The sequence below is a fragment of the Nocardia nepalensis genome, from assembly GCF_048910785.1.
GTDB classification, from domain to species: domain Bacteria; phylum Actinomycetota; class Actinomycetes; order Mycobacteriales; family Mycobacteriaceae; genus Nocardia; species Nocardia nepalensis.
On the sequence record NZ_JBKBET010000020.1, the window covers coordinates 773,309 to 788,879 of the forward strand.

At 67.6% G+C, this 15,571-nt stretch carries 11 protein-coding genes; 4 read left to right on the forward strand and 7 right to left on the reverse strand.

Going from position 1 to position 15,571, the window contains the following annotated elements:
* Nucleotides 1-60: 60 nt before the first annotated feature.
* Both ACHQ4I_RS14780 and ACHQ4I_RS14785 read right to left on the reverse strand, forming a co-directional pair.
* Nucleotides 61-939, reverse strand: a complete 879-nt coding sequence (locus ACHQ4I_RS14780) for a carbohydrate ABC transporter permease (protein WP_420772703.1) — start codon at nt 937-939, stop codon at nt 61-63.
* Between the two features lie 8 nt (nt 940-947).
* A complete protein-coding gene (locus tag ACHQ4I_RS14785; protein ID WP_420772272.1) occupies nt 948-2,240 on the reverse strand; it encodes an ABC transporter substrate-binding protein in 1,293 nt (430 codons plus the stop codon).
* 203 nt (nt 2,241-2,443) lie between these two features.
* Between ACHQ4I_RS14785 and ACHQ4I_RS14790 the strand changes: the two genes are divergently transcribed.
* Entirely contained in the window at nt 2,444-4,756 is a 2,313-nt protein-coding gene (locus ACHQ4I_RS14790; protein ID WP_420772273.1) for a carbon starvation CstA family protein, read from the forward strand.
* A gap of 56 nt (nt 4,757-4,812) precedes the next feature.
* Nucleotides 4,813-5,016, forward strand: a complete 204-nt coding sequence (locus ACHQ4I_RS14795) for a YbdD/YjiX family protein (RefSeq protein WP_420772704.1) — start codon at nt 4,813-4,815, stop codon at nt 5,014-5,016.
* Between the two features lie 15 nt (nt 5,017-5,031).
* Here ACHQ4I_RS14795 and ACHQ4I_RS14800 read toward each other — a convergent pair whose 3' ends face one another.
* From ACHQ4I_RS14800 to ACHQ4I_RS14815, 4 genes are all read right to left on the reverse strand, one after another.
* On the reverse strand, nt 5,032-5,550 hold the full coding sequence (locus tag ACHQ4I_RS14800; protein WP_420772274.1) for a methylated-DNA--[protein]-cysteine S-methyltransferase: 519 nt from the start codon (nt 5,548-5,550) through the stop codon (nt 5,032-5,034).
* Nucleotides 5,547-7,175 (reverse strand): DNA-3-methyladenine glycosylase 2 family protein, encoded by a 1,629-nt coding sequence (locus ACHQ4I_RS14805; RefSeq protein WP_420772275.1) that lies wholly within the window; start codon nt 7,173-7,175, stop codon nt 5,547-5,549. Before ACHQ4I_RS14805 ends, ACHQ4I_RS14800 begins: the two co-directional genes overlap by 4 nt.
* Nucleotides 7,176-7,238: 63 nt before the next feature.
* A complete protein-coding gene (locus tag ACHQ4I_RS14810; protein WP_420772276.1) occupies nt 7,239-10,328 on the reverse strand; it encodes an AAA family ATPase in 3,090 nt (1,029 codons plus the stop codon).
* Nucleotides 10,329-10,419: 91 nt separating this feature from the next.
* Nucleotides 10,420-11,598, reverse strand: coding sequence for an exonuclease SbcCD subunit D (locus ACHQ4I_RS14815; protein WP_420772277.1), 1,179 nt, complete (start codon nt 11,596-11,598; stop codon nt 10,420-10,422).
* Between the two features lie 375 nt (nt 11,599-11,973).
* Here ACHQ4I_RS14815 and ACHQ4I_RS14820 point away from each other — a divergent pair, with 375 nt between their 5' ends.
* Together ACHQ4I_RS14820 and ACHQ4I_RS14825 are read left to right on the forward strand one after the other, a co-directional pair.
* On the forward strand, nt 11,974-13,131 hold the full coding sequence (locus ACHQ4I_RS14820) for a DNA recombination protein RmuC (RefSeq protein WP_420772278.1): 1,158 nt from the start codon (nt 11,974-11,976) through the stop codon (nt 13,129-13,131).
* Between the two features lie 58 nt (nt 13,132-13,189).
* Nucleotides 13,190-14,185, forward strand: a complete 996-nt coding sequence (locus ACHQ4I_RS14825; protein WP_420772279.1) for a DUF6542 domain-containing protein — start codon at nt 13,190-13,192, stop codon at nt 14,183-14,185.
* A 218-nt stretch (nt 14,186-14,403) separates the two neighbouring features.
* Here the strand turns inward: ACHQ4I_RS14825 and ACHQ4I_RS14830 are convergent, their stop codons facing one another.
* Nucleotides 14,404-15,414 carry a 4-hydroxy-3-methylbut-2-enyl diphosphate reductase gene (locus tag ACHQ4I_RS14830; protein ID WP_420772280.1) on the reverse strand — a complete coding sequence of 337 codons (1,011 nt, stop codon included), beginning with the start codon at nt 15,412-15,414 and terminating at the stop codon, nt 14,404-14,406.
* Nucleotides 15,415-15,571: the final 157 nt, after the last annotated feature.

The following is a 15,571-nucleotide window of genomic DNA, read 5'->3' on the forward strand; positions in this document are numbered from 1 at the left end:
CACCAACGAGCGCGGTTCGCCGCAGCACCGGAAGCGACCGCCGCACCACCTCATACGCATTCACAACTCCACCTCCGCCCGCCGCGCGAACCGCAACTGCAACAGCGTCAGCACCAGCAGAATCGCGAAGATCACCCAGGCCAGCGCCGCCGCATAGCCGACCTCGTAGAACCCGAAGGCGTTCTGGAACAACATGATTCCGAGCAAATAGGTACCGGTCTCCGGCCCACCATTGCCGCCGGTCAGCGCATAGGCCTGGTCGAAGGCCTGCACCGAGTTGATGATGGTGATGACGAAGACGAACGACAGCGGCCCGCGAATCAACGGCAGCGTGACCGACCAGAACCGCCGCAGCGCCCCCGCCCCATCGATGCGCGCCGCCTCGTACAGCGTCTCGGGCACCCCCTGCATCGCGGCCAGCAGGATGACGGTCGCGAAAGGGACGCTCTTCCACACGGTCACGATGCTCAGTGCGACCAGCGCCCAATCCGGATCGGTCAGCCACGGCACCGCATCGATGCCGACCCAGCCGAGCATGATGTTGAGCAGTCCGTCATCGGTGGTGAAGATGAAGCGCCACACCACCGCCATGGCGACGGTCGAAGCGACCAGTGGCAGGAACGCGATGGTCCGAAAGATGCCGATACCGGCCAACTTACGATCGAGCACCGCCGCGACCGCCAGTCCGATCACCACTGTCGGTACCAGCGTCAGCACGGTGAACACGGCGGTGTTGCGTAATGCGATGAGGAACAACGGATCCGATGCGAGCAACCGCCGATAGTTCGCCAGCCCCACGAACCGCGGTGCGCTGAACAGATCCCACGAGTGCAGACTCAGATACAGCGAAACCGCCAGCGGAAACAGCAAGAACACCAGAACGGCGGCCATATTCGGCGTCACGAACGCCCAACCCGCCCGCTCGCGTCGCCGCGCCAGCCGGCCTTTCATCGGGTCTCCAGGAGGGTATTGATGTCGGCGGTCAGTGCGGCGCTCATCGAGTCGGCGGTGGCGGCCCCGCGCAGCACCCGATTCCCGCCGCGCTCCAGCAGCGCGGAAACCTTGCCCCACACCGGAGTAACCGGCAGCGCTCGCGAATTGGCCGGTCCCTCGGTGAACACCTCGAGATTGCGGATCTCGCGATGCGCGGCCGCGAATCCGGGTGAGCCCATCGCGGATTTCAATACCGGCACGAACAGACCCGAGGACGCGATAATGGCCTGCCCCACCGGCCCGGTCGCGAATTTGACGAATTCCCAGGCCTGTTCGATGCGTGGACTATCCGCGGCGATCGACAGCCCGGTGCTGCCGACATCGGTGATCGCGCCGGGACCGCCGTGCGGACCGACCGGCAGCACCGTGACATCAATGGGCAACTCATCTTGCCCGGCGAATTCGGAATACAGCCAGTGCCCGCCCATCGCCATACCCGCCCGCCCCCGCCGGAACAGATCCGGCGCCGAAACCGACTGCTGGTCAGCGACTTTCGGCGCAACCCGATGGCGCACCGCGAGATCGGCATAGAACTGGAATCCCTCGGCGAACCTTGGATCGCCGAGATTGGTCCTGGTCGGATCCACCGACGGCGTGAACCACTGCGCCCCGTTGTTCATGCCGAAGCAGGCGGCTGAGAAATACGGCACCCATGCGTCGGCGAAGCCCCACTGCCGGGTCCGGCCAGCAGGATCACGGTGGGTGAGCGCCCGTGCGGCATCGAGGAATTCGGCGAAGGACCAGGCCTTGCTCCACCGAGCCGGCGCAGTCAATCCGGCCTCGGCGAACAGCTTCCTGTTGTAGTAGAGGAACACCCCGGACCACTGTTCCGGCAGCGCATACTGCCCACCGGCATAGGTGAAGGTGTCATACAGCGTCGGGTAACTGTCGGCGCGCAGTGCGGCAGCGTATTCGGGCTCCCGATCGAGCAGCGTGCGCAGGTCGAGCAGCACCCCGCGATCGGCGAGTCCGGCGTAAAGCAACTCCCACGCCATCATGACGTCGGGACATTTACCGCCCGCGCAGTAGGTCAGCATCTGCTGCAGCGGATCCGGCCCGGACATGATGGTGCGAATCCGGATGTCCGGGTGCAGCTTCTGGAACTCGTCGATGATCTTCAGCCGGACCCGCGCCTCCTCCGGCCTGGCCTGAAAGAAGAAGGTGAGCGCGTCGTCATCGGATGCACAGCCGGTGGCGGCGAGCAGCGGCGCGGCCAGCACCGAGCCGAGCAGCGTGCGCCTGCGCAACGAGGCCCTCCTCCAGGCGGTTGTGGAGCTTGGCGGAATCGCATGGCAGCATACGTTCGGCAACACCGAGGTGACCGCCGACACACGAACAAAACTTAACGTTGTCCAAAGCCGGGGGAAAACAACCCCGGTCGTCGTCACCAATCGGATACGTTGTCACGTGTTTGAGCAGGATCCTGCGCGTTTTACAGGAGAGTAGACGGATGGCGACAATCGAATATTTGCGGACGGATCCCGATCTGCCGCCCGTCGGGGTGGTCGACCGGTCCCCGATCACGCCACGGAAGAAGGCGATCTTCGGGGCCATCGCGGTCGTCGGCGCGATCGCCTGGGCCATCCTCGCCATCGCTCGTGGTGAGAACGTCAACGCGGTTTGGATCGTCGTCGCGGCGGTCTGTACATATGTGACCGCCTATCAGTTCTACGCCAGGCTGATCGAATACAAGATCACCAAGCCGCGCGACGATGTGGCCACACCCGCCGAGGAATTGGAAAACGGCAAGGACTACATGCCGATGGACCGACGGGTGCTCTTCGGGCACCACTTCGCCGCCATCGCGGGCGCCGGTCCGCTGGTCGGCCCGGTTCTGGCCGCGCAGATGGGCTATCTGCCGGGCACCATCTGGATCATCGTCGGCGTTGTCCTCGCGGGCGCGGTGCAGGACTACCTCGTGCTGTGGGCCTCGACCAAGCGTCGTGGTCGCAGCCTCGGGCAGATGGCCCGCGACGAACTGGGCCCGATCGGCGGCGTCGCCGCGATCGTCGCCGTGCTGGTGATCATGATGATCCTGCTCGCGGTGCTCGGCATCGTGGTCGTGCAGGCGCTGGCCGCGGTCAAGGGGCCGGACGGAGCGCTGCACGGCGGCAGCCCCTGGGGTGTGTTCTCCATCGGCATGACCATCCCGATCGCGCTGTTCATGGGCCTGTACCTGCGCTTCTTGCGGCCGGGCCGGGTCGGCGAGGTTTCGGTGGTCGGCTTCGCGCTGCTGCTGTTCGTCATCATCTCCGGGCGCTGGGTTTCCGAATCCGGTTGGGGCCGCGACCTGTTCACGCTGTCCGGCACCACCATCGCCTGGCTGCTGATCATCTACGGTTTCATCGCCTCGGTGCTGCCGGTGTGGTTGCTGCTCGCACCACGGGACTACCTGTCGACCTTCATGAAGATCGGCACCATCGGGCTGCTGGCCCTCGGCGTCGTGATCACCATGCCGGTGCTGAAGGCGCCCGCCGTATCGCAGTTCGCGAACAACAGCAACGGTCCGTCCTTCGCGGGCAGCCTGTTCCCGTTCCTGTTCATCACCATCGCGTGTGGCGCGCTGTCGGGATTCCACTCCCTGGTCTCCTCCGGCACCACGCCGAAACTGCTGGAGAAGCAGTCGCATGCGCGGATGATCGGCTACGGCGGCATGCTGATGGAGTCGTTTGTCGCGGTGATGGCGATCATTACCGCGAGCATCATCGACCAGCACCTGTACTTCGCCATGAACGCGGGCGCCGGGCTCACCGGGGGCACCGCGGAGAAGGCCGCTGCCTACACCAATTCCCTTGGTCTGAGCGGTGATCCGATCACCGCGGGTGAGTTGACCCAGACCGCGAAGGATGTCGGCGAGACCAGCATCATCTCGCGTACCGGCGGCGCACCGACGCTGGCGGTCGGCATGTCCCAGGTCATGTCCCAATTCCTGGGCGGGTCGGGACTGAAGGCGTTCTGGTATCACTTCGCGATCATGTTCGAGGCGCTGTTCATCCTCACCACCATCGACGCCGGCACCCGCGTCGCGCGCTTCATGCTCTCGGATTCGCTCGGCAACCTCGGTGGTCCGGCCAAGAAGTTCAAGGATCCGTCGTGGCGGCCCGGCGCCTGGCTGTGCTCGGCCATCGTGGTCGCGGCCTGGGGTTCGGTGCTGCTGATGGGCGTCACCGATCCGCTGGGCGGCATCTACACGCTCTACCCGCTGTTCGGCATCTCCAACCAGCTGCTGGCCGCGATCGCGCTCACCGTCGTGCTGACCATTCTGATCAAGAAGGGCCTGGTGAAGTGGGCGTGGATTCCGGCGCTGCCGCTGATCTGGGATCTGACGGTGACGATGACCGCGTCCTGGCAGAAGATCTTCTCCGCCGATCCGAAGCTGGGCTACTGGAAGCAGCACAGTAACTACAGTGCCGCCCGCGATGCCGGAAAGTTGTTGGCGCCCGCCAAGAATGCCGACGATATGGACAAGATCGTGCGCAACACGTTCATCCAGGGCAGCCTCTCGGTCATCTTCGCGGTGCTGGTGCTGGTCGTCGCGGTGGTCGGCGCCGTGGTCTGCTTGCGCGCCTGGCGGGCCGGCGGCGGACCGAGCAGCGAAACGCCGGACCACCCGTCGAAGATCTTCGCACCGCGCGGATTCATCGCCACCTCGGAAGAGAAGGCGGTACAGAAGGAATGGGATGCCCTGATCGAATCGGGGCAGGTCCGGGCACCGGGCGCGGCACATGCCAAGGGCGCAGCGACGGAATCAGCGCCACATTGACCGCAGCAACGCAGCGGAATGACGGCCGGTCGCCTCGACCGGCCGTTATTCGGCGTCTGCAGGCCGCCGGAAGTGCCTGTGTCGGAAGGGTTCGCGCGTTCGGATCGTGGTTCAACGCGGTTCTCGGCGGGCAGGACTACCAGCGATATGTGGATCATCTGCGGCGCAACCATCCCGGATGTGAGATTCCGTCCGAACGCGAGTACTGGCGTCGACGGCATGCCGATGCGGATAACAATCCGCAGAATCGCTGCTGCTGAGTGGTCTGCGCGTGACTATTCGACGGTCAACTGGGCTTTGCCGCCTTCATGGTCCAAAAGCCAGCGTTTGACCGGCAGCCCCCAGCGGAAGCCGCCTAGTGCGCCACCGATGCGCAGCACTCGGTGGCATGGCACGAAAAGCGCTGCGGCATTGCGGGCGCAGGCATTGGCGGCGGCGCGGGTGGCATCGGGACGTCCGGAGATGGCGGCGTATTCGGTGTAGGTGACCGGGTCGCCCGCCGGGATCTTGCGCAGCACTTCCCATGCGTGCATGAGGAATTCGCCGGATCGCTGGCGCACCTCGATCGCGTCGATCGCGGTCAGTTCGCCGCGATGGTAGGCGGCGACCGCGCGGGTTACCTCGCCGAGTTCGTCTCGCCGGCGCACCCGGTCCGGTCGCAGGCTGGGGTGAATCAGCTGGCGCAGGGTCTCGACGTCGGCGGTCCAGCCGGAGGCCAGCACGGCGCCCTCGGCGTCGACCAGCGCGGTGAAAGGGCCGATCGGAGTGTCGGAGGTCGCGAAATCGGTTGTCACAATTCGGTCTTCGCTTTCGCTGCGGCGACAGACTTCGTCGCGGGTGACTTCGGCGGGACGACCTTGCGACCGGCGAGCGCGGCCTTCCACAGGTGCATGGATAGGTACGAACGCCACGGCGCCCAGCGCGCGGTATCGGAAAGGTCGACGCCGAGAAGTGTCGCGCCTTGGCGGACCACGAGATCGGTGTCGAGCAGGACATCCGGATCCGCCAGCAGCCGCATGGTCACGTAATCGGCCGTCCACGGTCCGACGCCGTCCAGGGCCAGCAGTTCGCGACGCAGGTCGGCGGCGGTGCGGCCCTGGTGCAGCACCAGATCACCGGAGGCCAGGGCCGAGGCGGCGCCGAGGATCGAGCGGATCCGCCGCGCCGGACCGGTCAGCACCTCGGCCCCGCGTTCGGCGATCGCGGCCGCAGTGGGGAACAGGCGCGATACCGGTCCGTCGATGGGTTCGCCCAGTGCCTGGACCAGCCGGGCGGTATGGGTCGCGGCGGCGGATACCGAAATCTGCTGGCCGATCATGGTGCGCAGCAACAACTCTGGGCCATCGAGGCATCCCGGCACCCGGATACCGGGAGTGAACGGCGGTCGTGCGGGGGCACGGCGTGTGCTGCTCGCGCCGACATTGAAGGGATGGTCGGCCGGCGCCGCACCGGCATCCGGCAGATCTCGCGTAGGTGTCCGGTCGACATCGGTGCCGGCCGGCACCACGCCGAGTGCCTCATCGATGCCGACCGGGTCCGCGTCCAGATCCAGCAGATGCCGCAGACGCGCGACGGTTGGTGCGAGATCGCGCATATCGTGCAGGGACAGTTCGGCGCGCACGTGATCGCGCTGGAAACTCAGCCGCGTCGTCGCATGCCCGTGTGGCGTGCGCAGGCTGCGGGTGTACGCGCGGTCCTCCCACAACTCCATACCCGGCGACACGTGCGAGGAGAGAAACCATTCCAGCCAGCCTCGGTCCAGCGGTTCCCGAAACGGTAGTCGCAGCGCCAGCGAACCGTTGGTGGCGGGCACTGCGTGATTTCCGGAGCGGGTCACCCGCTGCGCCTCGGTGCGCATGGTGGTCGGGCTGACCGCGAACACCTCGCGGACGGTGTCGTTGAACTGGCGAATGCTGGCGAATCCGGCCGCGAAGGCGATATCGGACATGGGCATATTCGTCGTCTGGATGAGCAGCCGCGCGGTGTGCGCGCGATGCGCCCTGGCCAGCGCCAGCGGACCGGCTCCGAGTTCGGTGGTGAGCACCCTGGTCAACTGGCGCTGCGAATAGCCCAGCGTGGCGGCCAGTGCGGGCACGCCGCCGCGCTCGATGACACCGTCGCCGATCAGCCGCATCGCCCGCGCGGCCAGATCGGCGCGGGTGTTCCAGAGCGGCGAACCGGGTGCGGCATCGGGCAGGCAGCGGCGGCAGGCCCGGTATCCGGCCTGCTGCGCGGCCGCGGCCGTCGGCAGGAACGTCACATTCGTCGGCTTCGGCGTGATGGCCGGACATGAAGGGCGGCAATAGATTCCGGTGGTGCGCACCGCAGTGAAGAACTGGCCGTCGAATCGGGAATCCCGGGTCGACACCGCCCGATAGCAGCGCTCGAAATCCAAAGCCGTGATCGTCACCTCATCCACAATGGCAGCAACCCGCAGCTAACGCTAGCGGAAATCCGCCACAAACCCCTACGGTGGCGGCCGTCAGGCGACGGTGGTGCGGAGTTGGGAACCCGCCCGGCCGCGGATGACGTGCAGGCGGCTCGGGATGCGCTGGCGCATTTCGTCGACATGGCTGACCACGCCGACCACGCGGCCGCCCGCGCGGAGTTCGTCCAGGACGCCCATGACCGCGTCGAGCGTGTCGGCGTCCAGGCCGCCGAAACCCTCGTCGATGAAGATGGTGTCGAGGACTACGCCGCCGGATTCGGCCGCCACGGTGTCGGCAAGGCCGAGGGCCAATGACAGTGCGGCCATGAAGGTTTCGCCGCCGGAGAGGGTTTTGGCGGGGCGGACGGCGCCGGTGTAGTCGTCGCGGATATCGATGCCGAGACCCCCGCGTCGGCCGCGTGGGCCGGCCTTGTCCGAGTGCACGAATTCGTAGCGGCCGCCCGACATTCGACGCAGGCGAACCGAACCCGCGAGCGCCACTTCCTCCAGCCGGGCGGCGAGCACATAGGAGCGCAGCGACATTCGGCGGTTGTTCGCACCGCGCCCCGCGACCACCTCGGCGAGCCCGGCCAGTTCCTCATGGGCGCGCTGAACAGGGGCGATGCGGTCGACCGCGGCCCACAGCTGACCGCCCAAGTCCTCCAGGAGGTTTACCCGGCGAGTCGCCTCGGCGTGCGCGGCGACCGCGGTATTCAGCTGGGTTTGCGCGGCGGCCACCGCCGCTTCCAGCTCCTCGAGATCGCCGGGTTCGGTCGCTGCGGCCGCCTGGATCTCCGGCTCGGCGAGGACGGCCTCGGCATGGGCGCGGGCTCGGTCGGCGGCTACCAATTCCGCCTCGATCTCGTTCTGCCGCTGTGGTGTTCGCGATGCGGCGGTGACCACCCGGGCGTAGGCAGTGAGCATGGCGACGTCGTCGCGCGGTGATCTGCCAGTTTCCGCGTTGTCGGCCCGTTCGACGATGAAACCCGCTGCTAACGCGAGACTTTCGACGCGGTCGGCGATTGCCGTGACACGCTCCGCCGCGGCCGACGCATCGTTGCGGGCGTCGCGCAGGGCGGTCGCGTCGCCGATCAATGTGTCGAGTCGGGTGCGGCGGCGGTCGATGGTTTCGTCGGCACCCGCGGCGGCGCGCAGCCGGTCGGTGAGTTCGCCGAGGCGGGTGGTCGCGGCGGCTATGCGGGTGGTGACGGTGCTGCGGCGGGTATCGGATTCGCGCAGTTCGTCGTGCAGGCGGGTTTCGTCGGCGCGCAGGCGGGTCAGTTCGGCGGTGAGGCTGTCGGAGAGGGCGGCCAGTTCGGCGGCGTCTTCGTAGCGGTCGGTGGCGGTGCGCAGGGCGGCGGCGAGTTCGACGCGGTCGGCGTCGCCGCCGCGGGCGATGAGCGCTTCGATTTCGCGTTCCAGGCCGGTGATGCGGGCCAGCACCCGGTCGCGGGCGTCTTCGGCGGCGCGTTCGCTGGCGGCGGCCGCGTCCTCGACATCCTTCGATACCGCGCTCGGCGCGGGGCGGGCGGGCGCGGGGTGCTCGGCGGATCCGCATACCGTGCAGGGCAGTCCGTCGGTCAACTGTCCGGCGAGTTCGGCGGCCATCCCGGCCAGCCTGCGCTCGCGCAGTTCGAGCACGCGTTCCTTGGCGTCGAGGTGTGCGGCGCGGGCCGATTCGAATTCGACGCGGGCGTGGTCGAGAGTTGTTCTGCGACCGGCGAGTTCGACCGCGGCCGCCGCTGCCGTTTGCAGGCGTTCGCATTCGGCGGTCAGGGTGGGCAGTTTGGCGGCGGCCTCGGTGGTTTCGCGCAGCCGGGCGTCGATGGTTGCGATCGATTCGGGCAGTTGCCGACGCAGCCGGGTCAGCTTGTCCACGCGACCGGTCAGCGCGGTGTCCTCGTCGCGCAGGGCGGCGAGTTCGGAGGTGAGCCGGGTCGCGGTGGTCGCGTCGGCGCTCACCTCGTCGAGCGCGCCGATCTGGGCGCTCCACCGTCGAATGGCCGCGTCGACATCCGCGTCCGCGGCGACGGTCGGCGCATCATCCGGACCGGACTCGATCCTGATCAGCTCGATGCCCGCGACATCCGCGCCCGCGGGTTCGGCGAGCAGCGCGGCCAATCGTGCTGCGATGCGGTGGGTTTCGTCGGTCTTGCGCCTGGCGTGCATTACCGCCGCGCGGGCCTCGTCGATCGCCTCGGCGACCGGCGCGGCGCGGCGCGCCAGTTCGAGTTCGGCCTGCAGGTCGGCCCGGTAGTCGGCGGTGGCGGTGTATTCGTCGAGCCGTTCGCGGGCGGCGGTCATCCGGCGGCGCAGTTCGTGTAGGCGGCGTTGTTCCTCAGCGAGGGATCGGGCGCGGGCCGATTCCTGTTGGCAGCGTTCGGTTTCCGCGGCCGTCCCGGTGAGGGCGGCACGCGCGGTCGCGAGCAGATCCTGTGACCAGCCGAGGGCCTCCAAAGGTCCGACGGATTCGGCCGCCGCCGCCCCCGCGGCCACCGCCACCTGCGCGATCAGCCGATCGATGCCCTGCTTGCGTGATTCGACATCGGCCGCCGAGGCACGGCGCTTATCGGCCAGCCACTGTTCGGCGCTACCGAATCGCTCGGTGTCGAAGAGCTTTTCGAGCAGCTTCTCGCGCTCCTCGTTCTCCGCGCGCAGGAACCGCGCGAAATCACCCTGCGGCAGCAGCACGACCTGGAAGAACTGATCCGCGCTCATGCCGAGCAGCCGGATGATCTCCTCACCGATATCCGGTATGCGCGAAAGGTTCTCGCCGCGCCCGTCGAGCCACTCCAACGTCGCCTTCGCCGGATCGGTGCGCATTCCGGTGCCCCGCAGCTTGGGCCGCTCGAACTCCGGAATCCTGGTCAACCGCACCCGCCGCCCACCCAGCGTCGCCTCCAGCACGACCTGCGGTGGTGTCTGCTCCGCCGCGTGATCCGAATGCAGCCGCTTACTCTCGCCACGGGCGCCCGGCACCCGGCCATAGAGTGCGAACGCGATCGCATCCAGCACCGTCGTCTTGCCCGCCCCGGTCTGCCCATGCAGCAGGAACAGCCCATCCGCCCCGAGCGCGTCGAAGTCGACAACCGTGGTCTCGGCGAATGGCCCGAACGCGGTCATCTCCAGCCTGTGCAGCCTCATTCAGCGCCCCCGCGAGCGCAGTCGGTGCTGCGAAAACCAAGCGTTGAGCATCGGTCTTCGGTTCGAGTGGGTCGCGTCGAATGACGGTCGCTCATGCGGACAGTTCCCCAGCGAGGGTGACCGTTGCCGAAACTCGGTCGGGTTCGGCGACCGCGGCGGCGAGCGCCCGTTCCAGCCACGCCATTTCGCCCGAGGTCGGTTCGCCGCGGACGTCGGTGAGGAAGCTCTGCGCTACTTCGGCATCGCGGCGGCCGTGCACGCGTTCACGGTAGCGCAGTTCCGGGTTGCCTTCCGGGCGTGACCATTCCACGTGTACGGCATGCGGAAACCGTTCGCGCAGTTTGCGCATGGCGTCCACGGGCCGGGCGTGGTCGGTCAGCGTCGCCGAGATGTAGTGTTCCTCCGCGTCGGAATAGGCGGCGTCACTGAGCAATTCGTCGAGAGTGCCGGTGAGCCGGCTCAGGCCGCGCACCACCGGCAGATCGCGGCGGCGCACCGAGCGCAGGCCACTGGCATCCAGATCGACCAGCCACACCGCCTTGCGGTGTGAGGTCTCGGCGAACGAATACGGCAGCGGGGAACCGGAATAGCGCACCGATTCCGAGAGCGTCTGCGGTGAATGCAGATGCCCGAGCGCGACGTAGTCGATGCCCGCGAATGCGGACATCGGCACCGTCTCCACGCCGCCGACAGAAATCGAGCGCTCCGAACCGGTCGCCTCGCCGCCGACGACGAAGGCGTGTGCGAGCACCACGGTTCGGGCGTCGGGGCGCCCGGCGATATCGGCCCGGATCCGGCTCATCGCCGCATCCAGAATCTCCGCATGCGAACGCGCTTGTGGCACACCGAGTTCGGCGCGGGTGATCTCCGGCTCCAGATAGGGGATGCCGTAAAAGGCGATGTCGCCGTGCTCGTCGGACAACAGCACCGGCCGATCGGCATCGGCGACGGTGGTACGCAGATGCAGACCACCCGCCGCCGCGAAACTCGCGCCGGCCCCGAGCCGCGCGGGTGAGTCGTGATTACCGGAGGTCGCGATGATCTGCGCCCCGGCCGCGCGAATGGCCTCGAAACCCTGGATACACACCGCGATCGCGTCGGCACTGGGAATGGATCGGTCGTACACGTCTCCCGGCAGCACGACCACATCGACGGATTCCGCGACCACCAGGTCAGCAATGGCCGCGAGCGCGGCAGCCTGATCGGCGAGCAGATCGACTCCATGGAATGTGCGCCCGATGTGCCAGTCCGAGGTGTGCAGCATCCGCATGCCGCGAAACCGTAGGCGATCGCACCGACAGACTCAATTATTTCGGCCGCGCCCTCGGCGCGGCGTGTTCGCGGCCCCGAATGTCAACATCGCGTAGCGATTCGATGAGGGGTGATGGTCGGGCGACGGGTGGGCCTCGCGGCTGACCCTTTCGAGCGACCTGCAAGCCCTCGCTAGCGGCCCCTTTCGAGCGACCTGCAACCAGTCGCTAGCGCCCCTTTCGAGCGACCTGCGACCAGTCGCTAGCATTTGCTGGTCGGCCCACCCAACGGACTTCGCGGTCTGTTCCCATTGGTATACGCATTTTCCGACGCGCTGCTGCCAGATAGCTCACGGGTTTCGAACTTGTCGGTGCCGTGCGGCACTATCTGCGCTATGACCGCACCGATGCTCGTCGCACTGATGCTGGTGTTCGCCGCTGGGGCAGGGCTCGGCTGGCTCGGACATGCCGCGCGCGCCGGGCATCGCGCGACGGCCGCGGAGGCGCGACTCGCCGCCGCCACCGATAACGAGCGATTACTGCGACAATCGCTCACCGCGGCGAATGAGGATGCGGCACGCCGACATTCGCATGCTATCGGCGCCATGGTCGATCCGCTGCGCGAGGCCGTCGGCGCGCTGAACCAGCACATCCAGCAGGTCGAACACCATCGCATCAACGCCTATTCGAGTCTGCGCGAACAGGTCGCGGGCATGCAGCGCACCTCACATCAGCTCACCAGTCAGACCGGTCAGCTGGTCGCCGCGCTGCGCGCGCCGCAGGTGCGCGGGCGCTGGGGCGAGATCCAGTTGGAGCGTGTGGTGGAGCTGGCGGGTATGACCAGGCACTGCGATTTCGACACCCAGGTGACCAGGGCGGCGCGCGGCGACGGCAGCACCGAACGCACCAGCATGGTGCGGCCGGATCTGGTGGTCAACCTGGCGGGCGGCAGGCAGATCGTGGTGGATGCCAAGGTGCCGTTCACCGCATATCTGGACGCCACCATGGCCGACGACCCGGACGTGCGCGCCGAACTGCTCGGCCGCCACGCCAAACATCTGCGTGCCCATATCGATCAGCTGGCAGATAAGGCCTATTGGCTGGCCTTCGATCCGGCGCCGGAGTTCGTGGTGCTGTTCGTCCCCGGCGACCCATTCCTCGACGCCGCACTGACCACCGATTCGGGCCTACTCGAGTACGCCTTCGGCCGCAACGTGATCCTCGCTACCCCGACGACATTGATCGCGCTGCTGCGCACGGTCGCCTTCGGCTGGCGACAGGAGGCACTGTCGCGCGATATGGCAACCGTTCAGCAATTGGGTCGCGAGCTCTATAACCGGCTCGGCATGACCGGTCGACATCTGGACCGCCTCGGCGCGCAACTCGGCAAGGCCGTAGACGCTTTCAACTACACCGTCGCATCGGTGGAGTCGCGGGTGATGGTCACCGCGCGCAAACTCCACGACCTGGAAATAGCCGAACAGGAGGTGCCAGCAATCCAGCGCGTCGATTCGTGGCCGCGGGCGGTCGGCTTCGCCGACGCCGACGATTAGCCCGGGTGACCGCCGTGCCGTAACGCCGCCCAACGCGGCGGCGGTTAGTGTTCATAGTGTGGCTGCTTCCCAACGTGTGCGAACCCGGGTGCCCGCGCCGCATCGTTCGATCCTGCCCTCGGTGCCGGGAATCCCGGCCGGGGCAGCGGTCCTGATCGCGGTGGCGTGCACGTTTCTGGGGTTCCTGATCGATGCCCACGGCGAAAATAACGAGCTGACCGGGACGTTCAACACGTTGTACGTCATTGGCTGCGTCGCGGCGGTGCTCGCCGTTCGCTATCGCGGCATCTTCACCACAATGGTGCTGCCGCCGCTGTTGCTGTTCATCGCGGTGCCGCTGGCTTATCAGCAGCTGACCGGTCGCGTCTCGACCGGGGTCAAGGACATCCTGCTGAATCTGGCGATCCCATTGGTGAATCGGTTCCCCGTGATGGCAGTGGCCACCGTGCTGGTGCTGGCCATCGGTGCCGGGCGGATCCTGCTACACCGGCGCGAAGAGGCCGCCGGACGCGCCGACGAATCCCGTCGGGGCACCAGCTGGGGCCGCAGCAGCGCACCCAAACGCGCGAGGCCGGAGCGCGCCGGCGGCGGCTCGCTCGCCGATGCCGCGCGCCGCCGCACCCGCCGTCCGCAGGTCGATCCCGACGACCTCGATACCGATCTGCATCTGCCGCGACCGAATCGGCGGGCCGCTTCGGAAGTGGCGGACACGCCGCCGCGCGTCGGCAGCACCGCGAAGAGCGGTCGGGGCGAGGAACGGCCTGCCCGCGAGCGCCGACCGGGCACCCGTGCTACCCGACCGGCTGCAGCGACCCGGAGTGAGGGTGACGTCAACCGCCCCGCACGACCAGCCGCAGCAGCAACTCGAGCCGAGGGCGACCCGAACCGAGCCGCACGCCCGGCGGCGGCGACCCCTCGGGCAGAGGGAGATTCGAGCCGAGCCGCCACGGCCAGACGACGCGGCGAGGTACCGCCGCCGCATCCACAGCCCAATGTCCGCTATCGCGAACGCGATTCGAGCCGGACCGAGCGACGGCGGCCGGAAAACCTCTAGCCGACGGTTTCTCGTCTGCAGCGCCTGCGCGGGGCGTCAAAGCCCGCAGCCCGAAACTCCGATGGCTCAACCGCAGCCCGAATGCCTCTGCTGCGCCTCGACCGAAAGCCGTTAGCTCGGCTCGGCCCAAAAGCCTTGTCGGCACCTCGGCCAAAAGCGCTCGGCGCGCCTCAGCTCACGCCGGCTGGCACAGCTCAGCCCATGCCGGCTGGCACAGCTCAGCGACGCGACGTGCGCAATTCCCTAGGCAGTGCGAAAACGAGCGTCTCGTTGGCCGTCGTTACCGGCTGCACATCCCCGAATCCGTGCTCGGCCAGCAGATCCAGCACACCGCGCACCAGGATGTCGGGCACCGATGCACCGGAGGTGATGCCGATCGTGCGTACCCCGTCCAACCACGCCAGGTCCACCTCGCGGGCGAAGTCGACCAAGTGGGCAGCCTTGGCGCCCGCACCAAGTGCGACCTCGACCAGCCGCACCGAGTTGGACGAGTTGCGCGAGCCGACCACGATCACCAGATCGCATTCGGGTGCCATCGCCTTCACCGCCACCTGCCGGTTCGAGGTCGCGTAGCAGATGTCATCGCTCGGCGGATCCTGCAGCGCCGGGAAGCGCTCACGCAGCCGCTGCACCGTCTCCATGGTCTCGTCGACGCTGAGCGTGGTCTGCGAGAGCCAGATCACCTTGGACTCGTCGCGCACGGTGACCCGGTCGACCGCATCCGGACCGTCCACGAGCTGCACATGCTCGGGCGCCTCCCCCGCGGTGCCCTCGACCTCCTCGTGCCCCTCGTGACCGATCAGCAGAATGTCGTAGTCGTCACGGGCGAAGCGCTTGGCCTCCTGATGCACCTTGGTGACCAGCGGGCAGGTCGCGTCGATGGTGCGCAGATTGCGCGCGGCCGCCGACTCGTGCACCGCGGGTGAGACACCGTGCGCGGAGAACACGACCAGCGCACCCTCGGGCACCTCGTCGGTCTCGTCGACGAAGATGACGCCCTGCTCGCGCAGCGTCTCCACCACGTGGCGGTTGTGCACGATCTCCTTGCGCACGTAGATCGGCGCACCGTGCTTCTCGAGCGCCTTCTCCACCGTCTCCACGGCGCGGTCCACACCGGCGCAGTACCCGCGCGGCTCGGCTAGCAGCACGCGCTTACCGCCATCGGCATCGGCGGATCCGGAACCGACCGAGCGGGCGATTCCGACATTCAAGGGGATGGCCGAAGACATGCCACTCAGCTTACGTGCGCCCAGTGTCGGCCGGACGGCCGGTCACCGCCTCGGCCAGGTCATTTTCGACACACTCACACCGGGGCGAAAAGCGGCCCGATGATGCAGAACAATGTGTCTGTGACACTAGTGCTTTGCATAACATCCCGTATCGGGC

Bases quoted from the DNA above. Each gene is read 5' to 3' on its own strand.
- ACHQ4I_RS14790 (WP_420772273.1), top strand. From the start codon at position 2,444: ATGGCGACAATCGAATATTTGCGGACGGATCCCGATCTGCCGCCCGTC.
- ACHQ4I_RS14810 (WP_420772276.1), bottom strand. From the start codon at position 10,328: ATGAGGCTGCACAGGCTGGAGATGACCGCGTTCGGGCCATTCGCCGAG.
- ACHQ4I_RS14815 (WP_420772277.1), bottom strand. From the start codon at position 11,598: ATGCGGATGCTGCACACCTCGGACTGGCACATCGGGCGCACATTCCAT.
- ACHQ4I_RS14820 (WP_420772278.1), top strand. From the start codon at position 11,974: ATGACCGCACCGATGCTCGTCGCACTGATGCTGGTGTTCGCCGCTGGG.
- ACHQ4I_RS14830 (WP_420772280.1), bottom strand. From the start codon at position 15,414: ATGTCTTCGGCCATCCCCTTGAATGTCGGAATCGCCCGCTCGGTCGGT.